The organism is Oleiphilus sp. HI0061, assembly GCF_001635675.1.
The window spans coordinates 1-26175 of sequence record NZ_LWFE01000335.1; the positions used below are offsets into that span (position 1 = coordinate 1).

The following is a 26175-nucleotide window of genomic DNA, read 5'->3' on the forward strand; positions in this document are numbered from 1 at the left end:
ATGGGTGTTAGCGATACTGATCGTCTTAGTTTTACGGTTTTTGTCGCGCTGGCCTTACATAGCTTAATTATCCTGACCGATTTTCTGGAAGAAGATCCGGAGCCCGTGGCGTTTACTATGGAAATTACGCTTTCTCGCTTTGAGGATGAGACCAAGCCAGATAAGGCGGACTTCTTTGCCGAGACCAACCAGCTTGGCAGCGGTACGCTAGAAGAAAAAGCGAGAGTCACGACGCCGATTGAATCGAAGCAGTTCAATGCCCTGGAGCAATTAGCCAGCTCTCCAGCGCCAACACAAGACAGTATAGAAAAGCGTGATAAACAGGTGATCAGCTCGGTATCGGGCGAAAGGCTAAGACCCAGCCTGTTTGATCGTGTGCAAGAAGAAAATAAGCCCACCGAAGTGCAGCCTCGAAAGTCCATTCTGGAACGAAGCCTCGAAATAGCTGAACTGGAAGCTGATTTAGATAGGCAGAGGCAAAATTATGCTAAACGCCCAAGGGTGACTCGCTTGACCGCAGCCTCGACAATGAAAGCGGTCGATTCTCAATATGTGGCGCACGTTGTCAATAAGATAGAGCGGACAGGCAGTCTGAACTTTCCTGAAGATGCCGGGAAGCGCTTGTATGGTAAACCCCGCGTCTCAATTTCTATCTATTCCGATGGCACGATTAAAGAGGTTGTCGTGTTACAGAGCTCAGGAGATCTAGTTCTGGACTCCAAAACCAGAGATATTGTTCATCGAGCGGCGCCCTTTGCGCCCTTTCCAAAGAATGTAAGAAAAGAGCGAGATGTATTAGAATTGATTCGCACCTTTTCTTATAACAAGAGTGGAGTATCCAGCTATTTGTAGCCATTTAGAAAATCAGTTTCTGATCGCAATGCCCCAGATGAAAGATCCAAACTTCTCAGGGTCTCTGACGTATATTTGTGATCATAGCAGCGATGGCGCAATGGGCGTTGTGATTAACCGCCCTACCGATATTGGCTTGGCTGAGTTACTCGAACAGTTAGATATCAGTATGACGATTGATACTGATGCCAAAATTTACGCTGGCGGGCCGGTCCAAAGAGATCGTGGTTTTATCTTTCATGATGGTGAAAAATGTTGGCAATCTACGCTAGAGTTATCATCCGGACTGAAACTCACCACATCTAAAGACATCCTTGAAGCCATTGCACAGGGAACCGGGCCACAAACCTATCTGGTTGCCCTTGGCTATGCTGGTTGGGGAGAGGGGCAGTTAGAAGGTGAGCTCACAGAAAACACTTGGTTCACTTGCCCCGGGTCTCAGGACATATTGTTTGCTGACGACGATAGCAAAAAACTGACAATGGCGATGGATATTCTCGGTATTAAGGCAGACCAGCTCAGTGGCCAGATAGGTCACGCTTAATGACCAATGAAGCCTTGACCTACTTATGTTTTGACTTTGGTGTAAAGCGCTTCGGTGTTGCCTGTGGGAATAGCCTACTTAAAACCGCATCAGAGCTTGCTCCCATTAAAGCCAGAGAGGGGATTCCTGACTGGGAAGTAATTGAACAATTGGTAGAAGAATGGAAACCGACAGGCTTTGTCGTTGGTTTACCTTTGAATATGGATGGCTCTGAAAGCGATATGTCATTGCGAGCGAAGAAGTTCGGTAAGCGCTTAAAAGGCCGTTTTAATAAACCAGTCGATATGATGGATGAGCGGCTCTCAAGCTTCGAAGCTAAGCAGGCGGTGAAAGCTAGAACGGGTCGGTACGTAGATTTTGGGGATCACTCGGTTGACGGTGCCGCAGCATGTTTAATACTAGAAAGCTGGTTTGCAGCAATGAGTGACAATAAAGGAACTGACAATGCATGATGAACAAGCTGTAGAAGCCTTATTGGGTGCGATGTCACAGCAACTAAGCCATTATTTGGCAGAAAAGAATATCACTGACTATGAGTTTGTCGGGATTCGCACCGGCGGTGTTTGGGTCGCTAAGGCTATTCAAAAAAGTTTGGCGAATGAAAAACTGATTGGTGAGCTTGATATATCTTTCTATCGCGACGACTTTACTCAAATTGGTTTGAATCCAAAAGTTGAGCCATCTAGCTTGCCCTTCGAAACAAAAGATAAGCATATCGTTTTATTCGATGATGTCTTAATGTCTGGCCGTACTGTGCGTGCAGCGATGAACGAACTATTTGATTACGGCAGACCAGCAAGTATTACACTGGCTGTACTGGTAGATGTGGGGCGTCCGGAGCTTCCAATCGCACCTCATGTGGTTGGGGCGAAATTATCTTTAGCCGAGGGGCAGCGTATAAAGCTTATCGGTCCAGAGAATCTACACCTAAAAATACAGTAACTACATTTCAACGACGACGGTTTTTAACAGGAAATTTTCATGCAGGCGCCTATTCAACTAACTAAGTCAGGAAGACTCAAGCACTTCTTGACGGTATCTGGGCTCAGTAAAGAGCTCCTGACAGAAATTTTGGATACCGCAGACTCATTGATCGAAGTTGGCGAAAGGAACATCAAAAAAGTTCCCCTTTTGCGTGGCAAAACTGTCGTGAATCTTTTCTTTGAAGCCAGTACACGGACTCGAAGCACCTTTGAATTGGCTGCCAAGCGTTTATCCGCCGATGTACTTAATCTGGATATTAATACCTCTGCTACCTCAAAAGGCGAATCGCTTTCGGATATGCTGCGTAATCTCGAAGCGATGGCCAGTGATATGTTTGTTGTTCGACATGCCTCGAGTGGTGCCGCGCATTTTATCGCAGAGTCTGTCACACCTGGTGTGGCTATTGTGAATGCAGGAGATGGTTGGCACGCCCACCCGACACAAGCAATGCTGGATATGCTGACTATTCGTCAGAATAAGGGGCAATTCGAGGGCCTGAAAGTCGCAATTGTGGGTGATATTTTGCATTCAAGAGTTGCACGATCCCAGATTAGAGCGCTGAATACACTCGGTGTTGATGAAGTAAGAGTGATAGCTCCTAATACCTTGCTGCCGAAAAGTGTCGAGTCATTGGATGTTAATGTCTATAACAATATGGATGAAGGCCTAAAAGACCTTGATGTGATTATTATGCTTCGATTGCAGCGTGAACGAATGCAAGGAGCTTTGCTACCGAGTGAGCAGGAATACTTTCAGCTTTATGGCTTGACTCGTGAGCGCTTGGCACTAGCCAAACCTGATGCAATTGTAATGCACCCGGGGCCGATTAACCGCGGCGTTGAGATCGAGTCGGAAGTTGCAGATGGCGAGCAGTCAGTGATCCTGGATCAGGTCACTAATGGTATTGCTGTAAGAATGGCGGTTATGTCGATGGCAATGAGTGGTCAAACGGAAGAGAAAAACAGTGAGGAGTCAAAATGAGCATGCTTCTTAAAAATGGTCAGCGTCTAGTTTTCTCTGACTCCGGCGCGTCCTGGGCTCCTTTTGAAACCTTGCTGATTAAAGATGGTCTGATCGAGGCAATCGATGTTGCCGAGATAAGTGGCACTCCTACAAAAGAATTGAATGGAGCCTATGTATTACCAGGCTTGATTGATCTTTCTGTCGCTTTGCCAGAGCCAGGAAACTCCATAAAAGGCAGTATCGCAAGTGAAACCAAAGCCGCCGCCGCGGGTGGCGTGACGACCTTATGCTGTACTCCAGAAACCCGGCCGGTCAATGACTCTCAAGCTGTGTCAAAGTTGATTAGAGAGCTAAGCGCACAGACGGACTATTGCAGAGTTTTACCAATTGGTGCGTTGACGCAGGGACTAAAAGGAGAGCAGTTAGCTACCTATTCATCCCTGAAGAAAGCGCAATGTGTGGCTTTGAGTAACGCTTACAACCCGCTTAAAAATTTAGCCGTGACCAAGCGCTGTTTTGAATATGCAAAAACGCATGAGATGAGCGTTTTTGTGAACCCTGTAGAGCCCTCATTACAACAAGGGGTCATGCATGAAGGTGAAGTAAGTACCACCGTTGGCCTGCAAGGCATTACTTCTTTGGCTGAAACCATCGCCGTTGCGCAATTGATTCAGTTAGCTAAAGCAACGGGAGTGCATCTCCACCTTTCTCAATTGTCGGCGGCTGAATCTGTTTCTCAGCTTGAGCAAGCAAAAGCTGCAGGTGTAAATATTACGGCAGATGTTGCGATTCAGAATCTACTCTACACCGATGAGTGTATTGAGGATTTTAATAGTGTTTATTATTGCTTACCGCCGTTAAGAGAAGAGCGGGATCGTTTAGCACTTGTTGATGGTGTAAACCGTGGTGTGATTGATGCGATCACCAGCGCTCATCGTCCACATGAGGCTGCAGCGAAACAAGCGCCTTTTGCTGAAACTGAAGCGGGAATGAGTAATATAGAATTTCTTTTGCCCTTTGCCATGCGTTTAGAGGACAGCGGAGAAATAAGTCTGCCCAGATTTATTGAAGCGATGACTCGAGGGTCTAGCAAGGTTTTACGCAGGAACTGTCCGAAAATAGAAGTAGGAGCCGTGGCTGACTTATGTGTTTTTTCTCCTGAAGGTGAACGTCAGTTGAGTGCTGACAAAATCATTTCTCATGGAAAAAACACACCTTTAATAGGAAAAAGTTTGAAGGGGCAAGTACTGACAACTATTCTAGATGGTAGGATTTCTTTCGAGTTAGATTGATTGCACCTTACACATAGGATTGGAGAATAAGGTATGGGTATTATCGGATTCCTTGGCTTTGTTTGTGTTTTATGGGGGCTTTACGTATTAGCAAAAAATACTAATGAAAGCCTTGAACAGCAGAAACAAATACTGATAGAGCTGAAGCAACTAAAGCTATTAGCTGAGCGCGTGAGTGAGAGAGAGCCTAGTCCGCCGAAAATATACCAGGTAGAAGATACGCGTCAGCCTAAAGATAATGGTGAGGATAAAGCAGAAACGGAATGTGAAGTTAGCCTTAGTAAGCAGCTGATTGATATTAATCAGGATGACATTGTCGTTTTGCAAACATTACCGGGTGTGGGTAAGGTTCTGGCGCAAAAGATTATTGATGGCCGGCCCTATGAATCTATGGATGCTTTATTGAAGGTACAGGGGATTAGTCAGGATTTATTAGCGAAGCTACAGGTTTCGATAAAACTTTAGTAGAAATAAAAAAGAGGCCTTGAAAGCCTCTTTTTTGAATTTGGCTCAGGCCAGCTAGCCGTTCACTGCATCTTTCAGTGACTTGCCAGGCTTGAAGCCAACAGACTTGCTTGCAGCAATCTGGATTGTTGCACCAGTTTGAGGGTTTTTACCAGTACGAGCACTTCGCTCTCTGACTGAAAATGTGCCGAAACCGATCAGGCTTACGGTATCATTTTTGTTCATTGCATTGGTGATTTCATCGGTCAGAATATTCAGGACTTCACCGGCTTTTTCTTTGGTTAGGTCCGCTTTTTCAGCAATGGCAGCAGCAAGTTCAGGTTTTTTCATGAATTTTACCTTAATTGAGATTGTTGTCTTAGGTACACGCCAGACAGGGTCTGCAGTCCAGAGGACTTTGTACACCCTAAAGATAGTCCAGATCGCTTTGCTTGCAATGGGTAAAAGTAAAAAAAGCAAAATTTGTTAAAAAATGAAATATCTGTGAACTTGTTTCAAATTGGTAGCCATATTGAGTTTTGATTTACGGAACCCGCGTATAATTTTGGCACGAATTTTAATCTTTGTGCCATCGATCTCACTAAAATTCTATCAAGTCGTAGATAATCCGCGATTGCAGAAAGTATCTGAATGTTTTTAGGAGCCTATTGTGAAGCTGAATAGCAGCCGTACATATATAAAATGGATTGTTCTTTCCGTAGTGTTGTCGTCTTTACTGGGCGGCTGTAAAGCGATTAACCAGTTTTTGGTTAAGCCAATGGTTAAACCTACAGGTGATGCGATAACCCTGTTGGCCGAGGCGCACGTTGTACCTCAGTTGTTGACGACTGATGACTTGGTTGCGGGTTGTACTGGTGCTGAAGCGCTGGGAGCGATGGTTGAATCAATTGGCCGAATCACTGAAGAGCCCTGGGAGTTGGAAGTGCTTCTAAACTTAGGTGCTGGTGGTTGTGAAGAAGCAAGAGCTTTTGAACAAGAGCTTGCGTACTTGCGATACATTCGTGGACAGCAGCCAGATATGGCGCAAGATTCATTGATCGCCCAGAAAAATCACCATGTAAGAGCTGCGAAGCGTTATTACAAAGGCTGGCTGGCCTTGATTCAGTTTAATGGAGGTTTAGAAATTGGTGGTGAGTGTCCTGATCTTGAGCAAGAGTTTGATCAGATTGTTTGGTTGGCGGGATTGATTAATGGTCTTTTGTCCTTGAACCACGATATTCTCTCGGGTGTTGGTACCGGGGTGCCTAAAAACATTGCGGCACAAGCAGAACGTGGTGCGGGTTGTTTGGATAACCGGGCGTGGTTTGGCGTCCCTTTAGCGTTAAAAGCAGCGGTTTGGAGCTTGTTACCTGGTGCATTACCAGAGGGTGAAAATGCTTGGGAGCGATTGGAGCAAGCTGACCAGATTGGTGAAAATGCGCATATCCGTTTGGCGCACGTTTTCCATATTATCGCCGCTTATTCTAAAGGTGACATGGAGCGTGTAAGAACGGTTATTAAGCGACATGCTGAGCACATCACTAATCATAAAGCGAATAAGCAGTATCGTTTATTGGACGTAGCAGCAACAGAAGCGATCACCCGAATTTCAGATAAAATGTGGACAGAAAATATGGGGCACCGAACTCCAGTTGGTCAACTTGGATCTTTCTGGGATGAGAATGCCGCTGATGATATCGAAACTGTTGAACTGGATGACTTGTTTTAAAAAATGAGACTTGTATCACCTTAATATGCTTGAATCAAGGTGATTTGCCCATTTTTGAAAAAAAGAAAGTCAATCTCCAGCTAGTCTGCTACTAAGGAATGCCGGTATAATCTACCGGCATTTTTTTTTTGGCTAATAATAAACCAATTCATTTTTCGGGGAGAAGGGACTACGTGGCTTCCAATACACAAAGCGGCCGCTCAATTTCTGAGTGGCTATCGTCATTACCAGCTTGTATTTTGTTGTTACTGGTTGTTGTTTTTAGTACCAGTAGTGATATCCATAATCAGATATTACAGGTTGGGGAGCATTACTGGCCGGGCTACTATAAGCTTCGAGTTGATCCTGTCGCACCTACCTGTGATCCAAACGTTAATGTTGAAGAGCAGTTGCAAGCACGTTTGGCTCAAACCGAAGATGATGATTTAGGTTTAGATCTATTCGATGCTGCACCTGTCGATCCGGACTTAATTCGTACCTCTATCGAGAATGCACGTCAGGATTGTCAGAATAAATTTACAGCTTACGAAGAAATAAGCGATCGTATTACCCCGAGCGTTGAAGCATTCAGAGCAGTAGAGTTGTTTGTTTCTGACGCGATAGGCGTTGGCTTAGTTTCCCAAAAGTTCATCCTGATAACCTTGATCTTTTTGTGTGCAATGACGGCAACCTTGAAGCGCCACCATATTGCCATGCGCCCGGTCTTGCACCGACTTGATCACTATGTGTCGAGCTCTGCACAGGTTATTGCTAATTGTGTTTTGTTGACTTCGGTTTTTGCCTTCCGGGAGTTGGCTCACTCAGATGGTACCAACCTCCCGTCTGAAGAAGCGATGCTGCATAACTTCTGGGTATATGGCATAGCCTTATTGTTGATCGTCAGTATCTACAATTTGATTAAGGTGCCTGCTCACCTAAAACCTGGCGGTAATATTGGCTATGCTTTGTTATCGGTTCCTCTCTATTCCACGATGGCCATCATTGCGGGTATTTTCTTCTTCTCTCATGGCCACATGCCAGGGATAGGTATCTATCTGAATACACTGATGGACCTGGCGGACATGTTCCTGAACGTTGGTTTGTATGTCTGGATAGGTATGCTCTTGAAACAAACCCGTTTTGCCGGTTTGGTTCTGAACCTGTTTAAGCCTTGGAAAATGCCTCCGGAAATGTTGGCTTTTGTTGTGGTTGTTCTTGCTGCTGTACCGACTGCCTACACAGGTGGCTCTGGTATCTTCGTTATCGCTGCTGGTGCAGTAATCTATCACGAAATTAGAGCAGCTGGCGCACGCCGCAATCTGGCACTCGCAGCCACGGCGATGTCAGGTAGTATGGGTGTTGTATTGCGACCATGTTTGCTTGTTGTTGTTATCGCGTTCATGAACCGTGAAGTAACGACCGACCAACTATTTGGCTGGGGTGTATGGGTCTTTGCGCTAAGTGCCTTTATGTTCTTTATTATGGTTATGTTTGTGAACCGTCAGAGCAAGATTCAATTAGCCTCTGTTGGTGATGCACTGCCAGAGACATTTTCGCAAATTAAGCCTCTCATTCCTTACATCCTTTGTATGGGTGGCGTTATTATGTTCTATAACATGGCCTTAAACGTTCAGTTGGATGAGTTCTCTGCAGCGCGAATCTTACCTGTGATGATGATCGTTATTCTTATTTTTGAACATATCACCAAGAAAGACATGGTGAGTGAAGATGGTAAGTCAACCGAGCCACATAAAGGTATTGAATACTGTGTGCGTACAGCCACCAACCAGACAACGGCTGAAATTGGTGCCCTGCTACTATTGGTAGCTTGTAGTATCTGTTTGGGTGGTATGATCGAACGAACCGGTGTTGTTGAGATGTTCCCAAGTGACTTCTCAAGTATCTGGACAGCAATGGCCCTTATGGTGTGTGCGTTGGTTGTCATGGGTATGATTATGGAAGCCTTTGGTGCGGTAATTCTGGTAAGCCAAACAATCGCTACGGTTGCTTACCAGGCTGGTATTGATCCAATTCACTTCTGGATGATGACTTTGGTTGCCTTTGAGTTGGGTTACTTGAGCCCGCCGGTAGCATTGAATCACTTGTTAACACGCCAAGTGGTGGGTGAAGAAGAAGCGCTTAAAGCTGATGAAGAAGTTAAGGATGGTACCTTCTACCAGCGCAATGAGCGTATTCTGATGCCAATGATGACAATGGGCTCAGTATTGCTCATCGTGGCCTTTGGACCTCTACTGGTTGCCTACTAAGTTGAGTTAGGCAAATAAAAAATCCCCGCAAGTCGGGGATTTTTTTTGTTTATAATTTACTGAAGAGATGAGTACCTACTCAATTGATCGCTTTCGTATTTTTCTTAAGGAGCTAAAAACTTACTATGAGTGTAATAAAAATAGTTTGTCCAAAGTGCTGTGTTAGCAATAAGTTGCCGGAAGAGAGACTTAAAGAAAAGCCAAAATGTGGAAAGTGTAAGTCAGCGTTATTTCTTGGAAAAGCAATGGATATCACTGCGCAGAATGTCGCTGCTGTTGTTGGTCATAATGAGATCCCGGTGATCGTGGATTGCTGGGCCTCGTGGTGTGGGCCTTGTATGCAATTCGCTCCAACGTTTGATGCAGCAGCCAAGAAACTAGAACCGAAGTTACGTTTTGCAAAACTGAATACTGAAGTGCATCAACAAGTAGCTGCCCGTTGGCGAATACAATCTATCCCGAGTTTATTAATCTTCAAAGGCGGGAAAGAAGTTGCCAGGATTTCTGGAGCTTTACCCTTAGCCCAATTAACGAAATGGATAGAAGAAAACATTTAAGAGAATGTTTTCAATTATAGTTTGCTAGTTGCTCTCTACTCCCAGCTTTCGATGACGAGCTTCCCTATTGTTTTTCCTTGCTCTAGTTGGGCATGAGCCTGGCGTAGAGTGTCTGCGCAGATAGGCGATAATATTTGATTCTGTGTGGAGATGAACTCACCTTCGTCAACGAGCCGTGCCACTTCGTTAAGAATATGATGTTGCTCGATCCGGTCTGGTGTCTTGAACATGGCTTTGGTGAACATGAACTCCCAAGCGAAGCTCACTGACTTTGATTTCAGTTTATTCATTTCCAAGGGGGCCGTATTGTCAACAATGCAGCAGATTCTTCCAAGCGGTTTGATTACGTCTATCATAAGATCGAAGTATTGATCGGTGCTATTACAGCAGAGAATATAATCAACGCTAGGAATACCAATATCAGAAAGTTGTTTATCTAAAGCTTTGCTATGATCGATTACATGTTTGGCACCCATTTTCTCGCACCAAGCTTTGCTTTCAGGGCGAGACGCGCTTGCGATAACTTCAAGCCCGGCAAGCTTTGTGGCGATTTGAGTGGCGATCGAACCAACACCGCCTGCACCACCGATAATTAAAATCGTGGGTTTGGCGTGTTCTGCTCTTGAGCCATCAATTGAAATATTTAACCTTTCAAAAAGGGCTTCCCAGGCCGTAATTGCTGTGAGTGGAAGGGCTGCGGCATTAGCTGAATCAAGGGAGCGTGGTGCATAACCTACGATGTTTTCATCGACTAAATGAAACTCACTATTGCAACCTTGCCGTGTAATATCGCCGGCATAGAACACCCTGTCACCAGGGCTAAAAAGGGTGACGCTTTCACCTACGGAAACGACTACACCACAAGCGTCCCAACCAAGTATTTTGGTCTCTTCTAGAGTTTGCGATTTTGGCCCCCGAACCTTTGTATCAACAGGGTTGACGCTAATGGCTTCGATTTTAACTAGTAGGTCGTGCGCGGTGGGGTGAGGCATATTCGCTTCGAAGTCGATTAAGCTTTCAGGGTCTTCAATTGCTAGATATTGGTTTAGGCCAATCGCTTTCATAAGGTTATCACTCTGGGGTTTTGATTAAACAATCATGGCAAAACACTAGGCATCCAGCAAGTTATCAAGCGACATATCATAGCCGGGAGCAAAAACTTCAAGAAAGTAGTGTACTGGTGCAAGGTTCATATCATTAAGGCGTGAACTGATTTCCTGTTCAGCTTGTTCAAACTCGCGGTTTCCTGCACGCAATTCTGCCCGGCATTTAAGAAGAGCGGAAAGTCGGTCAGCGGCTTTGAGCAAAACCAGGTAGTGCTCCGGGAGCGTATCTTCAAGCAGGATACTACTAAAATCTTGATGCAAGGAAGCAGGCAGCAGGGCAAGCAACTCATGCTGTGCTTTCTCTTCGACCCCTTTGTAAGCGGTACGCATCGCCTCGGAGTGATATTTTACCGGTGTAGGCATGTCGCCAGTGATGACTTCTGTCGCATCATGATAAAGCGCAACGACAGCCAAATGGTTTGCATCTATTTTATTATTTAGATCGCAGTCTTTGTTATGAATGATTGCCAAGATATGAGCTATCGTAGCGACTTCCCATGAGTGCACCGCGACATCCTCATGAATTGCATTACGCATTAGACTCCAACGTTTAATCCATTTAAGCCGGCTGACATAGGCGAAGAAGTGGCTAATAGTTTTGTGCATGGCTTTCTCTATGTTTGCGAATGGGTTTAGTTGGGCTTGATTGTAAAAATCGAGGCTACTGTCGGAGCCTGTTCGGCAGACGGGGACTCTTTTGAGGCTTCACTCGTGACAACTTTAGGTTCGAGGGTGAATATCCGTTGCTCTGGAATTCCGCCAATCTCCACCAAGGAACTAGCGATGGCCAGTGCCCTACTCTTCGCAAGCACTGCTAGTTTATCTTCGCCAAGCACCTGCCCACCAGGTTCTAGATCGACACTTCTATCTGCTACGCCCCGTACTTCAAGACTTAAATTAGGACGCTTCTTCAAAGCTTCAGCAAGCTTAAGAATCTTCTCACTTTCAAGCGCATCGATTGACGAAGACATAGCAGAAAAATTCACAGATGATATGTCATCAGAACCTTCAACCAAGGAGCCTAGGATAGAGAAAGGGCTGGTTACCACTTTGGTAATCAGGTTTGTGAAAGCTGTTAGCAGTAAGCCGCCAAAGCTGAAGCTCGGGTCACTCAAGTCTCCACTAATTGGTAGGTCGATATCTATTTCACCATCGAGGTTTTTCATAATACCTATAGCCAGAGGAAGTGGTAAGACTGTGGCATCGGGGCTATCGACAGACTTTCCAAAGTTAAATTGATCTATAAAGACTTTATTGTCCGCTTTCAGCTTAGAGCCCTTGATGTCGTAAGCCAGGTCAAGATCCAACTTGCCTTTATCGATCAGGTAGCCAGCATACTTAGCCGAATATGGACTGGCGGTACTTAGGTCAATATTGTTGACCTGAATATCTAAGGCAGTATTAGGTTGAGCGCTGAGTGGGTTAGTTGTGCCATTAATGGCAATTTTTCCATAGGTATCGAGGTTTCCAGATAGTGCCACTTTTGAGTGGGCATCAATGTCTGAAGAAATATTAGTGATGTCGCCGGAGAATTGCTCGACATAAGTATTAAAAACCGGTGTTAATGAAGCATCGATATAGTCGAAGCGGCCTTCTTCAATAATAATTCGATTGATGGCAATATTCGCAGGCTGACTTGCTTGGTCTTGTTCTCCTGCTGTTTCGCTTTTGTGCTCTTCTTGCGAATGATCTTCTGTTACAGTGTTTCCTTCTTCTGTCTCACTCGGTTTTGATTTACTTAGTTGAGCCAGGCTCATCTCGCCTTTTTCAGAGATTTTAGCTCTCGCATAGGGCTTGGAAATTTGTACTGTTTCAACTGAAATTGAAGGGGCTTGCTGCTCGCCTGCCAGCTTAAGCTTGACGCCTTTTAGAGCGAAGGTCTTGAAGCCGGCTACCTCTTGTCTTTCAATACTCTCCTTTATATCAAGGTTATTGACTGAAGTATTGCTAGTGATTTCTCCAGACAAGCCTGAGTCTGTCATGCTTAATTGATAGTTTGATGATAGATCCAGTTGACCTTGTTCAAGCAGCACATTGAGTTGCTCACCTATATATGGTTGTGACCAGTGTAATGGCAGGGCTGAAAGTGAAAGATCACCTTCGACATTGAGTGGTAAGGCAGCCAATTGGCCTGAAAGACTTTGCTTGGCCCCTCCGGTATTAAAGGAAGCATTATAGGAAAAGGCTTTATCAAGTTCGTAGGAGACCTTTCCAAGCTCAAGGTATATATTTTCGAGACTTATATCGGCGGGTGTTTCCAGGCTAGCGTCTTGCCAATTGATCAGCCCTTCTTTTAGCTTTATCGATGTCACTGACCACTTGAAAGGTGCTTCCTGAGTCGAGTGACTTGTGTCGTTGCTGGTTTTTGCTATAGGCTCTGAGGCCTCACTTTCGTTGGTATCAGTAGCAAGCTTTTCTTGTTGAAGTGGACGTAGCAAATTTATTTGTGAGGTCTCATCCTTTTTAGCAAATAACACGGGCTTTTCTATTAGCAAGTTGCCCAGCTTAGCTGTACGTTCTTCCAGATTAAAATTGATAGGGCTAAGCGACACTGAATCGAGTGTAAATAAGCTCTCTGTATCTTGAGTCTCAGCCAAGGCAATCTGAGAAAGCGACACCGAGCCAGTTTCGATCAGCAGGTGTGATCTCTGGTCACTAAATTCAGTATCGTAGCTGCCTTCTAGTGAAATCAGTGCGTTATTAAGTGAGTAGGGAGAGAAAGGTTTGACGTAATGCCAGAAGCTTGAAGAGCGAAGATTGCTCAAGGCCAAAGAGCCTTTAGAAGAAAAAGGGGCAATGCCAATTTGTCCCTTCCATGAAAGCTCTTGACCCTGGCCTAGTGAGAGGTTTAGTGAGTAGTTGCCACCATCATTATGGTCTGTCGAGAAGTCCTTTAATGCGAGATTGAGAGGCTCAAGCTTTAGCCTAAAGGTTTCATCGCTAGAGCGATCGGTAAAGTTGACCTGTCCATGAGAGATAGAGATCAGGCCGAAAAAGAAGGCTAAAGGCTCTGAGTTATCGACTTCCTCTGGCGCTGCCTCGCTGTCAGCTTTTACAAAGTCACGCTGGAAATTTAACAGACCTTGCTCGTCAAGCTGAGCATTGATACTAGGCCTCGTCAAACTGACTTCATCAAAAGCTATGCGCCCCCCCAATGAACCGAGGGCGCTAAAGTTGACGTAGAATCGATCAAAGCTGACGCTATCTTGCTGGAACTCATCCTTAGCTTGGAAACCGTGAACGGCTAGAGATAGTGCGTAAGGGTTGAAAACAACTGATTCGATTTGCGTATCCCAGGCTGCAATATCCTTAAGGGAGTTGATGGCCTGCTGCTTAACAATATAAGGTACAGCAAACCAGCCGAATACACTGTAGATTAAAAAGAAAAGAATGAGCCAGAACTTCTTGGATTTGAAATTAAGGATGGTCGACACAGTGTAACCCTCTAGAGTGGCTATTTTAGAACAGAACCTTGAACCGCGAAGCTGACATTATAAAACGAGCTGAGCAATAAAGAACTAAAAAGGAACTAAAAAATGACCGAAAACTGCTCACAAGAGAAACGTTGCCCCTGGTGCGGTAATGACCCTTTATATCAGCAATATCATGATGAAATTTGGGGTAAGCCAAGGTGGGGTAGCCAGGATCTATTTGCCAAACTTTGCCTTGATGGCCAACAAGCGGGTTTGAGCTGGATTACGATTTTACGAAAAGAAAAAAGCTATTACGAAGCATATGATAATTTCGATCCTAAGCGTATTGCAGAATATGACCAGACGAAGATAGATGAATTACTGCTTAATTCAGGTGTGATTCGAAATAAGCTTAAGGTGAACTCTATTATTAAAAATGCACGCGAATTTCTCGAGATTGAAAAGAATGAGGGTGACTTTTCAAAGTACCTTTGGTCATTTGTTGGCGCTAAGCCGATAGTTAACAGCTGGCGGACGATGGCAGATGTACCGGCTGTAACGCCAGAGTCCGAAGCAATGTCGAAAGATTTGAAAAAGCGCGGCTTTACCTTTGTCGGTCCGACTATTTGCTATGCCTTTATGCAGGCTGTGGGGATGGTTAATGACCACCTGGTGACATGCCCAGAGTGGTCAAAAGTGAGCTAAAAGCTGAGTGAAGTTTAGCCCTTCTGATTCACCATCCATACTGCGGCTTCAACTCGAGAATTCAAACCTAGTTTTTTCAGGACATGTTTGACGTGAACCTTCACGGTTCCGTCAGAGATATCGAGTTCACGGGCAATAAGCTTGTTGCTCATACCTTTGGCTATGAGTTTCAGGATCTCGTGTTCCCGGCTGGTTAGTTTGGCTAATAAGTTCGATTTCTTATCGTTGCCGCCTCGTATTGCTCCGGCCAGAACATGTGTTAGCTTCTCACTGATCACCATTTTACCAAGCGCGGCTTCTTTTAGCTTTTCCAGTATTTGCTCAGGGTCCATATCTTTAAGCAGGTAGCCGTCGGCACCATAAGTAATAGCGCAAACAACGTCTTCATCACTATCGCTTACGGTTAGCATGATGATACGGGAGGTGATCTCGGCATTTCGCATGGCTCTAAGTGTTTCCAAACCATCCATACCTTGCATATTCAGATCTAACACGATTAGGTCGGGCTCGTGCTCTTTAGCAAGCTCTAGGGCGCTATGCCCATCACTTGCTTCACCAATGACTTCTAGCTCATCTTCGAATTCAATCAGCTGGGTTAGTCCTTTTCTTAATAAAGGGTGGTCATCAACTAATAATATGGTGGCGGGGATCTGGCTCATGAGTGCTTCAACCTTTATGCGGCGCTTAGTTTCTGGTTTAAGAATCTTATCTAGTCGCAACTCTGTCTTAGAACGCGCCATTTGGCAAGAACCCTGGTTCTCAAAATTGACGTGAATCATGTTCGACAGGCTTTACTCGTGGAGGCTTAGAGAGAGTAGGCACCGAAATGTACCTACTTCTGGTCGCATGTGTTGTACCCCTTGTTTTACGCAGCGTAGCGACAATGCAGGTGCTGGCAAGGGTACTACCCAGTAGTAGGTATTGGGGGGTAAGTAAAGGGTGAAGAAATGCCTACTCCCTTGAGTCGATTGTTCTTGTTTATAGGCTTGCGCATGATGAACGTGACTTAGCATTATTTATAACATTGGGAGAAATTCTATGTCGGATATTCAAAAATGGGATCCGGAGGACGAGCAGTTCTGGGAATCCACCGGTAAGAAAATAGCCAACCGAAATTTGTGGATTTCTATCCCGAGTTTGCTTTGCGGCTTCGCGGTTTGGTTGTATTGGGGCATCATCACGGTTCAAATGTTGAACTTGGGCTTCCCCTATGAAAAATCACAACTATTTACTTTAATGGCGATTGCCGGTTTGACGGGTGCAACGCTACGAATACCCAGCACCTTCTTTATCCGTTTGGCGGGTGGCCGAAATACAATCTTCTTTACCACAGCATTACTCATGCTACCTGCAGCCGGTACAGGTATCGCGCTGTCTAACCCTGAAACACCTTTCTGGGTTTTCCAGGCACTAGCGCTTCTATCTGGCTTTGGTGGTGGTAACTTCTCATCTTCAATGTCAAACATCAGTTTCTTCTTTCCTAAGAAGCAGCAGGGCTTGGCGCTAGGTTTGAATGCGGGTCTGGGTAACTTTGGTGTTACTACGATGCAGATTCTGGTTCCATTGGCGATGACTGTTGGCATGTTCGGCGCACTAGGCGGCGAGTCAATGACGCTAGTTAATACTTCAGGTACCTTGATCGGTAAGATTCCTGCAGGTACTGAAGCATGGATTCAAAATGCAGGCTTCGTGTGGTTGCTCTTCCTGATTCCTCTCGCACTTGCTGGCTGGTTCGGTATGAATAACTTGCGTGAAGACCACATTTCGCCAAGTATTCCTGGCCCTGTTGGTTCTTTCGGCTTAATTTCAATGATGTTGCTGGTTGGCTTTGCTTGTGCAATCTTCGGCCTATGGTTGATGCTTCCTGAGAAAGTGGGTGGTTCAGGTTTTGGTGTAAGTAAGTGGATCGTATTACCTATTGTTATCGCAGCGACAGTATTTGCTTTGAAAGCGATTCCAGGTCAGATCGGTGAGAGCTTAACGCGTCAGTACAAAATCTTTGATAACAAGCATACTTGGGCAATGACAGTTATTTATACAATGACTTTTGGTTCATTCATTGGTTTTGCAGCATCTTTCCCGCTAACGATTAAAGTTGTATTTGGTTTCCAGCACGTGATGGTTGATGGTGTGATGACACACAACACGGCTAACCCTAATGGGCCAAGTGCTTTAATGTACGCCTGGATGGGGCCTTTCATCGGTGCTTTGATTCGCCCAGTTGGTGGTTGGATCTCTGATAAAGTAGGTGGTGCTTTAGTTACTCAGATTTGTGCGGTAATTATGGTGGCATGTGCAATTGGTGTGGCTTACTTCATGAAAGCCGCTTACCAGTCAGCAACACCTGAAGAATTCTTCGTACCATTCTTTGTATTGTTCTTAGTCTTGTTTGCTGCAACAGGTATTGGTAACGGTTCTACTTTCCGTACCATCTCTCAGGTATTCAATAAAGAGCAAGCAGGTCCGGTATTGGGTTGGACTGCAGCGGTGGCAGCATACGGTGCATTCATTATGCCTAAAGTATTGGGTGAGCAAATCAAGGCGACGACTCCTGAGTACGCGCTATATGGCTTCGCAACGTTCTACGCCGTATGTATCGTTCTTAACTGGTGGTTCTACCTACGTAAGAGCTGCGAGCACTATAATCCATAACGACAATCCATAAGTTGTAAGTTATGGCTTAAAATAAAAAACCGCGCAACTAGCGCGGTTTTTTATGTTTACTGGTTAATAAATGGCCAATAATTGGCTTGCTAAGCAGGTGTTAATATCAGCATAATATGCATGCTAAAAAACAAATATAACATCAGCCTGGTAATCATACTGTTATGCAAGCTTCTTGCTTTTCGCCGATGAGTGGTGAACTGAAATTATTAGTGATAGAGGACCATCCAGTCTACCTGGAAGGGCTTTCATTTGTGCTTAAGCGTTTGAGCGAAGAGGTTGTGATCGAATGTGCTCATGGCGTGATAGAGGCTCAAAATCACCTTGGACAAAATCAGGGTTATGACCTGATATTGCTCGACTTATGCTTACCTGATGAGGGGGGGCTGTCTATTCTTCGATACCTGTCTGAGCAGAAAATATTCATCCCGGCAATTATTTTGTCAGCTTCCGAGGAACTCAGGGATGTTCAGCGAGCCCTTAAGGCTGGGGCTAGTGGTTTTATTAGTAAAGCCAGCAGCAGTGAAGTGATCCTTAATCAGATAAAAAAAGTCATGGAAGGCGAGAATTGCCTGCCAGACTTTTATCAGTCACAACAAGTTGCTGAATTACCAGAGTTAACACCTCGGCAAAAGGAAGTTTTACAGTTAGTGTGTGAAGGCTTACCAAACAAGAAAATCTGCCAGCGCCTGCATTTGACCGAGCATACGATCAAGAGCCATATGAAGACCTTATTTAGCGAGCTAAACGTACATAACCGCACTGAATGTGCTCGGGTAGCAGTTGATTTGGGCTTGTTAGAATAATTGCTTAGCGGCCATTCATTGTAGCGGCTTAAAAATTAGCCTCAAATAGGCTAATTCTTTGCCTGTAAGTAGTGCTGAATCATTAGCTTTAATTTGGCGGGAGCTAATGGTTTAAAGGCGATTCCGGTAATATTTAGATCCTGTTCAACAAAACTCTGACTGACTTCTTCGCTGACTTCTTGCTGAGTGTCGGCTGTGATTAAAATTGCGGGCGTGGCGGTCGCTGCTCTTTTTCTCATCTCTAGTATCAGTTCAATGCCATTTTGTGGATAAGCAGGAAAGCGATAGTCGCAGATAATAAGGTCGAAAATTTCTGACTCGCTGCAGCTTAACGCATCGTAAGGGTTCTTAACTGCGGCGACGGAGTAGCCCCAATTGGCTAACAGTATTTGGCATGAATCCAGGACACTTTGGTCGTCATCGATTAGGAGAATGCGCTTATCAGGGCTGGGGCGTGGCACTTGTGCTGGTGCATTGTTAATCGGTTTCTCGAGAGAATAGGCTTGCGCCAGCTCTAGCCAAAAGCATGCGCCCTTATGTTTTCCTGCTCTGACGCCGTATTTGACTTCTAATAGCTCACTTAGCTGTTTGACAATCGCAAGCCCTAAGCCCATACCTTGCTTGTCAGATTGATCCGTTTGATGAAACTCGTCGAAGATACTTTCCATTTCTTCTTCAGGAATTCCTTTGCCATTGTCTTCCACTTCCAAGAAGATAGTTTTGCCTTCTTTGTACCAATTGACTTTTACTCCGGTTGCATCGGCATGCTTAAATGCATTTTCGCAAAGGTTTCGAAATATTCTCTCGACTAAGATTGGGTCACTTTTTACAATACAAGGTGAGGGGCCTTCGGTGCGAATCGTCATACCAAGCTCTTCCGCACGAATGTTTTGCTCGGGAATTAGTGAGCCGATCAAACTTGAAAGATCAAAGTTTGTATTCTTTGCTTCAACAATGCCGGCATTTAACCTTGAGATATTGAGTAAAGAGCTAAGTAACTGGCTTAGTTGATTAATGGCGAGCTTAAGTTTTTGTGTTAAGGCTAAAGAATCTCCCTTGGGAAGCTGGTTTTCTAAGGTCTCAATAAGTAAGTTCATAGCGTGTAGAGGCTGTCTCAAGTCATGACTGGCGGTGGCTAACAGCCTCGTACGTGAGGATATTTCTTGCTGGTCTCTAGACTTTGCAAGTTCAACCAGCTTCTTATTGAGAAAGAGGCTACGCCGTGATCGTTCTTGCATGTAGCTGCCAATCGCCCCCATAAAATTGAGTGTAATAATAAACGCAGCATTTGAGCTGATAATATGGCTGGGAGAGTTCAGATTGAGCTCAAGGGTAAAATAGCCCAGCGATACGATCACTCCACCTAATGTGGCCAAAGTATACGGCGAGCCCATTAGGAAATAGCCAAAAACCAAGAGCAGCAACACACCGTCGTAAGGCATTTGCGCATCATTAATTCGTGTAGTGTACATAATAGCAACGATACTTAAGCCAGAGACTATGTAGGCACTCATATACAGACTTGAATACGCGCGTATCGACCAATTCATTCGGGCGGCGATCATTGTTATAGCGATGAGAGGGCAAACTATAAACAGACGAATACAGGTTGTGACGACGTAGACAGACTCGGGGAGCGTGTAGATATCTAGTAAAGCAAATAAGAAAAAAATGAATAATGCGGCAACTCCAATTGCAGGAATTCGTTCTAGTAAGCGTTGGTGTCGATATTCCCTGAACTCACTTTCAAGTGACTGAGAAAACTTTATGAAGGGGAAGCGACGCTTGTTTGCATATTCGAGCTGAAGCTCTTCAACGCTTTTTTCGTAATGGCTTGTCATCGTTATTATTGGTCTTTTAAGCGATTAGAGTGAAGCGTTCTATGTTAGTTGGTGTGCAGAACGATGCCAAGTAAGGTCACCGCTCAAATGGGAGAAATGTGATTTGCGTGTTACGAGCGTATGATAACTTTACTTTCATCACTTTCTCTGAGGTAACTGGGTGAGAAACGAAGCTGGATTTGAGTACCTTGGATACCCTCTTGAGAGCTCTTAACAACTAGCTCACCGTTCAAGTGCCGACTGCGTTCTTGAATGATGGCCAGGCCATAATGATTTAACTTTTCTGGGTTGCTGGACAGCCCTACTCCATCGTCTTTAATTTCCAGTTGGATGGTTTTGTCAGTTTGCTGAAGTAAGCTAATATCCAGGCGTGTACCCTTGGAGTGGTTGACAGCATTCTGGCTGGCCTCACGAAGAATTTGTAGCACGTGAATTTCCTCAGAAGGACTCAAAGGAATATTCTTCAGTGAATTCTTCAGGTTAATGTGCATCTCGGTTCGCGCTCTCAATTGCTTAATGGTTTGCTCAATTGCGCCATGTAAACCTTTATCATCGATTTTTAAGCGGAAGGTGGTGAGTAGTTCACGTAAGTGACGGTAAGCTGATGAAAGGCCCTCACTCAGCTCATCAATAATTGGCTGTTGCATCTCATACTTTTTCTTATCGTGTGACTTTTGTAAGCGTGTTACTTGAATCTTCAGGTAAGAGAGCGATTGAGCTAGAGAGTCGTGAAGCTCTCGGGCCATTACTGTACGCTCACTAAGCATCGCCAAGCGGTGTTCTTGCTCTTTGGTCTCCTGTAAAGATAAAGCGATGGCTAGTTGGTCAGCGCTAGATTGGACCAATTTTTGTTGCCATAAGAGAAGGGGTTTGTCTTTCGATTGAGGTAATTTGATCACACCATACTGTTTTGCTTGATGAATGACTGGGTATCGATATATCAAAGCATCCTCAGCTAATTGATTGAAAGGTCCGTCACCGCGGCAGCCTTCACAGGTAAAGCGATTGCAAAGCTGTTCATCATCATCATGCATGTCAATCTGCAAATAAGGGCGTTCGCCTTGTGTCGTAAATAGGCAGAGCTCAATATCTTTAACCATTAGTATCATGCCTAGATCATTGATAATTTCTTGGTAATCCAGGCTCTTGTCTTGATCTTCCAGTACTTTCCTGGCAACGCCGAAGGAATATTCTAGGACGGTATTACTTCGTTTTAGTTCTTTGGTTCGTTCTTCAACCCGGCTTTCTAGCTGTTGATAAGTTTCAGCGATTGATTGGCTCATCTGGTTAAAGGTTTGTGCTAGTAAAGCCAGCTCATCTTTACCAGGAATGTCGATGTGCTGCTGGATGTAGCCATCACGAATCATTTTTGCAGCTTCTGTCAGGCGGCCCAGGGGGCTTTCTACACGGTTTTTAAGCAGATAAAAAATCAGGCTACCAACCAAGGTGGTAAACAGCATGGCAAATAATTGGAAGGTTCGAAGTGTGCGAATTTTTGACTCAGCTTCTAGCTGAAGCTCAGATACCAGAATATCGGTTAGATCAACTTGTTTGTTGAGCAAGGTAAGTGTTTCGGGGATTGGTTTTTCACCGTTCTTCAAACGTGGTTTGACGATCTCAAACCAATGCTGGTAGCCGTTTGTAAAAGCTTGTTCCAAGTCAGGGTTTGAAAGGGATGAGTGAAGGTTAGTAAAAAGGGTGTTATTCCAGGTTTGGTCTAGTTTTTCTATTAGCGGCCCGATGTCATTTGGGGAGTGAGTAGCGGTTAAGCCTATATGATAGGTCTGCATGCGCATTGAACCTGAGAGGTTAATCGCATGAGCATCGGAATCGGCTTGCTCTGTCACCCAAAAAGAAAAGAATATCGATAATAAGGTGATACCTATGATGGTAAACAGTGACAAGTTTATGTAACTCATCACTGAGTGAATGAACTGCTGATTGCGTTGTAACACGGGTAATACCCCTAAAAAGCCATAGCCTGATGTAGTAAGGCCGATAAAATAAAAATCTATTATATATCAATATCTTAAAAATAATTCACGATAACCCTAAGTGGGTAGTTTGGCTGTTTTATGACCAGAGCCGCCTGGTGTAAATTGATGCAAATCAATTTCAATATTCTTGCCCCTCCATATACTGAGAGCAATCGCACTAATGGAGTCGTGTTATGTACACAATACTGCCAATGTGCTTTGAATATCAATTGTTCAAAAATAATCGTTTGTTTGGCCATGACAGAAGTTAAGTGATGGGAATAAACAAACAAGGGTGAGGAACCACAAATGAGTCAGTTTTTAGACAGGTTACGTTTTTTCAAAACGAAAAAGCAGGACTTTGCCTCAGGGCATGGCGTAACAACCAACGAGGATCGTGGCTGGGAGGATGGCTATCGCCGTCGTTGGCAGCACGATAAAATTGTACGATCAACACATGGGGTCAACTGTACTGGCTCATGTAGTTGGAAGATTTATGTTAAGGATGGCCTGGTAACCTGGGAAACCCAGCAAACTGATTATCCTCGTACGCGCCCTGACCTTCCTAACCACGAGCCACGCGGCTGTCCTCGTGGTGCGAGTTATTCCTGGTACATCTATAGTGCAAACCGCTTGAAGTACCCAAAGGTACGTAAAGCTCTATTGAAGCTATGGCGCGAAGCTAAAGCCCAGCATAGTGACCCGGTTAAAGCTTGGGAATCGATTGTTAACGATCCGGCAAAAGCTAAATCCTACAAAGAAAAACGTGGTATGGGCGGCTTGGTTCGTTCTGACTGGAAAGAAGTTAATGAGCTGATTGCTGCTTCTAACGTTTACACTGCTAAGAAATATGGTCCTGACCGTATTACCGGCTTCTCGCCAATTCCTGCGATGTCGATGGTTTCTTATGCGGCAGGTGCTCGTTACTTATCCTTGATCGGTGGTAACTGCCTAAGCTTCTATGACTGGTACTGTGATTTGCCACCAGCATCTCCTCAGATTTGGGGTGAGCAGACTGACGTACCAGAATCTGCAGACTGGTATAACTCTGGCTACATCATTGCTTGGGGTTCTAACGTTCCACAAACGCGTACACCTGATGCTCACTTCTTCACTGAAGTTCGCTATAAGGGTACTAAGACTGTATCCGTTACACCTGACTACTCAGAAGTTGCGAAGTTGACCGATGAGTGGATTCACGCGAAGCAAGGTACTGACTCAGCAGTAGCGATGGCAATGGGCCACGTTATTCTGAAAGAGTTTCACGTAGATAAGCCAAGTGCTTACTTCACTGAATACGTGCGTACCAAGACTGATTTCCCTTACTTGGTTATGTTAGAAGAGTCTGATCAAGGCTTACAGCAAGGTCGCTTCCTAAGAGCCTCTGATCTCGATGGTAACTTGGGTCAAGAAAACAACCCTGAGTGGAAGACGATTGCAGTTAACGATGCGAGCAATGAGTTGGTTTCACCTACCGGTTCAATAGGTTATCGCTGGGGTGAAAAAGGTAAGTGGAATATTGATCAGCTAGACGGTAATACCGGCGAAGAGATCAAATTAGGCTTATCACTAAAAGATAGTGCAGACGAAGTGGTTGAAGTTTCCTTCCCTTACTTCGGTGGACAAGAGCACGAATACGGTTATTTTGATCATACTGATCACGATGCGAATCAACTACGTAAAGTACCTGCTAAGAAAATTAAGTTAGCAGATGGTAGTGAGAAGTTGGTTGCAACTGTATTTGACCTGACTCTTGCAAACTACGGTGTTGAGCACGGTTTAAACTGTGCAAATTCAGCATCAAGTTTTGACGAAGACAAGCCATACACGCCAGCATGGCAAGAAAAAATCACCGGTACGCCGCGTGAGCAGATCATCAAGATCGCACGAGAGTTTGCAGACAATGCAAACAAGACGACTGGTCGCAGCATGATCATTATCGGTGCGGCGATGAACCACTGGTACAACATGGACATGAACTACCGTGGCGTTATCAACATGTTGATGATGTGTGGTTGTATCGGTCAATCTGGTGGCGGTTGGGCTCACTATGTTGGACAAGAGAAGTTGCGTCCTCAGTGTGGTTGGCTACCGCTAGCATTTGGTTTGGATTGGCAGCGTCCACCACGTCAAATGAACGGTACCTCTTTCTTCTACAATCACGCAAACCAATGGCGTTATGAGAAATTGGAAATGGAAGAGGTTGTGTCACCTTTGGCTGATAAGTCTAAGTGGCAAGCTTCTATCATTGACTACAATACGCGTGCAGAGCGTATGGGTTGGTTGCCATCAGCACCTCAATTAGCAATTAACCCATTGCAGTTGACTAAAGATGCTGAGAAGGCAGGTAAAACTCCTCAAGAATACACGGTTGATCAATTGAAGAACGGTTCTTTGAAGTTTGCTTGTGAAGATCCGGATGATGTTCAAAACCATCCTCATAATATGTTTATCTGGCGTTCAAACCTATTAGGTTCGTCAGGTAAGGGTCATGAATACATGCTTCGTCACCTTCTAGGTACTAAGAACGGTCTTCAAGGTAAAGACCTTGATGAACGTGGCGCCAAGAAGCCAGAAGATGTTAAGTGGCACGATACGCCAGTCGAGGGTAAGGTCGACTTGCTAGTGACGCTAGACTTCCGTATGTCGACTACCTGCTTGTATTCAGATGTTGTATTACCTACAGCAACTTGGTACGAAAAAGACGATATGAATACGTCGGATATGCATCCGTTTATTCACCCTCTTTCTAAAGCGATTGACCCGGTTTGGGAATCGAGATCTGACTGGGATATCTTCAAAGGTATTGCCAAGAAGTTCTCTGAACTTTGTGAAGGCCACTTGGGTGTTGAGAAAGATTTGGTCACGGTACCGCTTCAGCACGACACACCAGGAGAGCTTGCTCAGCCAGAGGGTGTGAAAGCATGGTGGAAAGGTGAGTGTGACCTGATTCCAGGTAAGACGGCACCAAACCTAGCCGTTGTTGAACGTGATTACCCGAATACCTATAAGCGCTTTACTTCGCTTGGCCCATTGCTAGAGAAACTAGGTAATGGTGGTAAGGGTATTACTTGGAACACTGAAGATGAAGTGAAGTTCTTGGGTGAGCTTAACTATAAGCACACTGAAGAAGGCGCGCATCAGGGTCGTCCGAAGATTGAGTCGGCAATTGATGCCTCTGAAGTGATCTTGAGCCTGGCACCAGAAACTAATGGTCAGGTAGCGGTTAAAGCATGGGCTGCACTGTCAGAGTTTACCGGTAAAGATCACACACACTTGGCTAAGCCGAAAGAAGAGGAAAAAATCCGCTTCCGCGACATTCAGGCGCAGCCTCGTAAGATCATCTCTTCTCCTACCTGGTCAGGTCTGGAAGATGAGCACGTATCTTATAACGCAGGTTATACCAACGTACACGAGTTGATTCCATGGAGAACAGTGACAGGTCGTCAGCAGTTCTATCAGGATCATGAGTGGATGCGTGACTTCGGTGAAACCCAGTGCTTGTATAAGCCACCAGTTAACATGAAGACAGTTAAGCCTTTGTTAGACAAGAAACCAAACGGCAACAAAGAGATCGTATTGAACTGGATTACACCTCACCAGAAATGGGGTATCCACTCAACCTACTCTGATAACTTGTTGATGTTGACCCTTTCACGTGGTGGTCCGATTGTTTGGATCTCGGAAGTTGATGCAGCAAAAGCAGGCATCGAAGATAACGATTGGATCGAAGTGTTCAATGTTAACGGTGCCATTGCATGTCGTGCGGTCGTTTCCCAGCGTGTAAACGAAGGTATGAGCTTGATGTATCACGCACAGGAACGACAAATAAATATGCCGGGGGCTGAAACAACCAAGACACGTGGTGGTATGCATAACTCTGTTACAAGAGCGGTTATGAAGCCTACTCACATGATCGGTGGTTACGCACAGCAAGCATACGGATTTAACTACTACGGTACCGTTGGCTGTAACCGAGATGAATTTGTAATCGTCCGTAAGATGGACAAAGTTGACTGGTTGGACGAGTCGTCTGAAGAGCGAGGAGCATAG

General features: G+C 44.9%; 21 protein-coding genes. 14 read left to right on the top strand and 7 right to left on the bottom strand.

Annotated features, from left to right (window positions below; genetic code table 11):
* From A3735_RS04290 to A3735_RS04320, 7 genes are all read left to right on the top strand, one after another.
* On the top strand, positions 1 to 852 hold an 852-nt coding region (locus A3735_RS04290), incomplete at its 5' end, for a TonB family protein (protein ID WP_068508691.1).
* Positions 853 to 880: 28 nt separating this feature from the next.
* Complete coding sequence (locus A3735_RS04295) at positions 881 to 1396, top strand: YqgE/AlgH family protein (protein WP_068508684.1); 516 nt, start codon at positions 881 to 883, stop codon at positions 1394 to 1396.
* Entirely contained in the window at positions 1396 to 1848 is a 453-nt protein-coding gene (ruvX, locus tag A3735_RS04300) for a Holliday junction resolvase RuvX (protein ID WP_068508683.1), read from the top strand. The genes A3735_RS04295 and ruvX overlap by 1 nt, the downstream gene beginning before the upstream one ends.
* Positions 1841 to 2338, top strand: a complete 498-nt coding sequence (gene pyrR, locus A3735_RS04305) for a bifunctional pyr operon transcriptional regulator/uracil phosphoribosyltransferase PyrR (RefSeq protein ID WP_068508682.1) — start codon at positions 1841 to 1843, stop codon at positions 2336 to 2338. Before ruvX ends, pyrR begins: the two co-directional genes overlap by 8 nt.
* Positions 2339 to 2377: 39 nt before the next feature.
* Positions 2378 to 3361, top strand: coding sequence for an aspartate carbamoyltransferase catalytic subunit (locus tag A3735_RS04310; protein WP_068508681.1), 984 nt, complete (start codon positions 2378 to 2380; stop codon positions 3359 to 3361).
* Positions 3358 to 4635 (top strand): dihydroorotase family protein, encoded by a 1278-nt coding sequence (locus tag A3735_RS04315; protein WP_068508679.1) that lies wholly within the window; start codon positions 3358 to 3360, stop codon positions 4633 to 4635. Before A3735_RS04310 ends, A3735_RS04315 begins: the two co-directional genes overlap by 4 nt.
* 33 nt (positions 4636 to 4668) lie before the next feature.
* Entirely contained in the window at positions 4669 to 5100 is a 432-nt protein-coding gene (locus A3735_RS04320; RefSeq protein ID WP_068508678.1) for a helix-hairpin-helix domain-containing protein, read from the top strand.
* Between the two features lie 54 nt (positions 5101 to 5154).
* On the opposite strand, the gene A3735_RS04325 is transcribed toward A3735_RS04320, so the two are convergent.
* A complete protein-coding gene (locus A3735_RS04325; protein WP_068508677.1) occupies positions 5155 to 5430 on the bottom strand; it encodes an HU family DNA-binding protein in 276 nt (91 codons plus the stop codon).
* Positions 5431 to 5749: 319 nt separating this feature from the next.
* On the opposite strand from A3735_RS04325, the gene A3735_RS04330 reads away from it, so the two are divergent.
* From A3735_RS04330 to trxC, 3 genes are all read left to right on the top strand, one after another.
* Complete coding sequence (locus tag A3735_RS04330) at positions 5750 to 6808, top strand: hypothetical protein (protein ID WP_082865257.1); 1059 nt, start codon at positions 5750 to 5752, stop codon at positions 6806 to 6808.
* A gap of 173 nt (positions 6809 to 6981) precedes the next feature.
* Complete coding sequence (locus tag A3735_RS04335; protein ID WP_068508676.1) at positions 6982 to 9054, top strand: TRAP transporter large permease subunit; 2073 nt, start codon at positions 6982 to 6984, stop codon at positions 9052 to 9054.
* A 125-nt stretch (positions 9055 to 9179) separates the two neighbouring features.
* Positions 9180 to 9611 carry a thioredoxin TrxC gene (trxC, locus tag A3735_RS04340; RefSeq protein WP_068508675.1) on the top strand — a complete coding sequence of 144 codons (432 nt, stop codon included), beginning with the start codon at positions 9180 to 9182 and terminating at the stop codon, positions 9609 to 9611.
* Positions 9612 to 9646: 35 nt separating this feature from the next.
* Here trxC and A3735_RS04345 read toward each other — a convergent pair whose 3' ends face one another.
* The 3 genes from A3735_RS04345 to A3735_RS04355 are packed head-to-tail and all read right to left on the bottom strand — an operon-like array spanning position 9647 to position 14151.
* Entirely contained in the window at positions 9647 to 10675 is a 1029-nt protein-coding gene (locus A3735_RS04345) for a zinc-binding alcohol dehydrogenase family protein (RefSeq protein WP_068508673.1), read from the bottom strand.
* A 45-nt stretch (positions 10676 to 10720) separates the two neighbouring features.
* Positions 10721 to 11323 carry a 5'-deoxynucleotidase gene (yfbR, locus tag A3735_RS04350; RefSeq protein WP_068508671.1) on the bottom strand — a complete coding sequence of 201 codons (603 nt, stop codon included), beginning with the start codon at positions 11321 to 11323 and terminating at the stop codon, positions 10721 to 10723.
* Between the two features lie 26 nt (positions 11324 to 11349).
* Complete coding sequence (locus A3735_RS04355; protein ID WP_068508668.1) at positions 11350 to 14151, bottom strand: DUF748 domain-containing protein; 2802 nt, start codon at positions 14149 to 14151, stop codon at positions 11350 to 11352.
* A 102-nt stretch (positions 14152 to 14253) separates the two neighbouring features.
* On the opposite strand from A3735_RS04355, the gene A3735_RS04360 reads away from it, so the two are divergent.
* Complete coding sequence (locus A3735_RS04360) at positions 14254 to 14835, top strand: DNA-3-methyladenine glycosylase I (protein ID WP_068507588.1); 582 nt, start codon at positions 14254 to 14256, stop codon at positions 14833 to 14835.
* 14 nt (positions 14836 to 14849) lie between these two features.
* Here A3735_RS04360 and narL read toward each other — a convergent pair whose 3' ends face one another.
* Positions 14850 to 15494, bottom strand: coding sequence for a two-component system response regulator NarL (gene narL, locus A3735_RS04365; RefSeq protein ID WP_068507590.1), 645 nt, complete (start codon positions 15492 to 15494; stop codon positions 14850 to 14852).
* A 379-nt stretch (positions 15495 to 15873) separates the two neighbouring features.
* Here narL and A3735_RS04370 point away from each other — a divergent pair, with 379 nt between their 5' ends.
* Together A3735_RS04370 and A3735_RS04375 are read left to right on the top strand one after the other, a co-directional pair.
* Entirely contained in the window at positions 15874 to 17487 is a 1614-nt protein-coding gene (locus A3735_RS04370) for an MFS transporter (RefSeq protein ID WP_068508666.1), read from the top strand.
* 176 nt (positions 17488 to 17663) lie between these two features.
* On the top strand, positions 17664 to 18305 hold the full coding sequence (locus tag A3735_RS04375) for a response regulator transcription factor (RefSeq protein WP_068508664.1): 642 nt from the start codon (positions 17664 to 17666) through the stop codon (positions 18303 to 18305).
* A 50-nt stretch (positions 18306 to 18355) separates the two neighbouring features.
* Here A3735_RS04375 and A3735_RS04380 read toward each other — a convergent pair whose 3' ends face one another.
* Entirely contained in the window at positions 18356 to 20146 is a 1791-nt protein-coding gene (locus tag A3735_RS04380) for a hybrid sensor histidine kinase/response regulator (RefSeq protein WP_068508663.1), read from the bottom strand.
* A 110-nt stretch (positions 20147 to 20256) separates the two neighbouring features.
* On the bottom strand, positions 20257 to 22101 hold the full coding sequence (locus A3735_RS04385; protein ID WP_082865087.1) for a histidine kinase: 1845 nt from the start codon (positions 22099 to 22101) through the stop codon (positions 20257 to 20259).
* Positions 22102 to 22431: 330 nt separating this feature from the next.
* Here A3735_RS04385 and A3735_RS04390 point away from each other — a divergent pair, with 330 nt between their 5' ends.
* On the top strand, positions 22432 to 26175 hold the full coding sequence (locus tag A3735_RS04390) for a nitrate reductase subunit alpha (protein ID WP_068508662.1): 3744 nt from the start codon (positions 22432 to 22434) through the stop codon (positions 26173 to 26175).

What these genes read in the sequence shown, in the direction of transcription:
- A3735_RS04295 (WP_068508684.1), top strand. Translation starts at nt 881, where the DNA reads ATGCCCCAGATGAAAGATCCAAACTTCTCAGGGTCTCTGACGTATATT.
- ruvX (WP_068508683.1), top strand. Translation starts at nt 1,396, where the DNA reads ATGACCAATGAAGCCTTGACCTACTTATGTTTTGACTTTGGTGTAAAG.
- pyrR (WP_068508682.1), top strand. Translation starts at nt 1,841, where the DNA reads ATGCATGATGAACAAGCTGTAGAAGCCTTATTGGGTGCGATGTCACAG.
- A3735_RS04310 (WP_068508681.1), top strand. Translation starts at nt 2,378, where the DNA reads ATGCAGGCGCCTATTCAACTAACTAAGTCAGGAAGACTCAAGCACTTC.
- A3735_RS04315 (WP_068508679.1), top strand. Translation starts at nt 3,358, where the DNA reads ATGAGCATGCTTCTTAAAAATGGTCAGCGTCTAGTTTTCTCTGACTCC.
- A3735_RS04320 (WP_068508678.1), top strand. Translation starts at nt 4,669, where the DNA reads ATGGGTATTATCGGATTCCTTGGCTTTGTTTGTGTTTTATGGGGGCTT.
- A3735_RS04325 (WP_068508677.1), bottom strand. Translation starts at nt 5,430, where the DNA reads ATGAAAAAACCTGAACTTGCTGCTGCCATTGCTGAAAAAGCGGACCTA.
- trxC (WP_068508675.1), top strand. Translation starts at nt 9,180, where the DNA reads ATGAGTGTAATAAAAATAGTTTGTCCAAAGTGCTGTGTTAGCAATAAG.
- A3735_RS04345 (WP_068508673.1), bottom strand. Translation starts at nt 10,675, where the DNA reads ATGAAAGCGATTGGCCTAAACCAATATCTAGCAATTGAAGACCCTGAA.
- yfbR (WP_068508671.1), bottom strand. Translation starts at nt 11,323, where the DNA reads ATGCACAAAACTATTAGCCACTTCTTCGCCTATGTCAGCCGGCTTAAA.
- A3735_RS04360 (WP_068507588.1), top strand. Translation starts at nt 14,254, where the DNA reads ATGACCGAAAACTGCTCACAAGAGAAACGTTGCCCCTGGTGCGGTAAT.
- narL (WP_068507590.1), bottom strand. Translation starts at nt 15,494, where the DNA reads ATGAGCCAGATCCCCGCCACCATATTATTAGTTGATGACCACCCTTTA.
- A3735_RS04370 (WP_068508666.1), top strand. Translation starts at nt 15,874, where the DNA reads ATGTCGGATATTCAAAAATGGGATCCGGAGGACGAGCAGTTCTGGGAA.
- A3735_RS04375 (WP_068508664.1), top strand. Translation starts at nt 17,664, where the DNA reads ATGCAAGCTTCTTGCTTTTCGCCGATGAGTGGTGAACTGAAATTATTA.
- A3735_RS04380 (WP_068508663.1), bottom strand. Translation starts at nt 20,146, where the DNA reads ATGACAAGCCATTACGAAAAAAGCGTTGAAGAGCTTCAGCTCGAATAT.
- A3735_RS04390 (WP_068508662.1), top strand. Translation starts at nt 22,432, where the DNA reads ATGAGTCAGTTTTTAGACAGGTTACGTTTTTTCAAAACGAAAAAGCAG.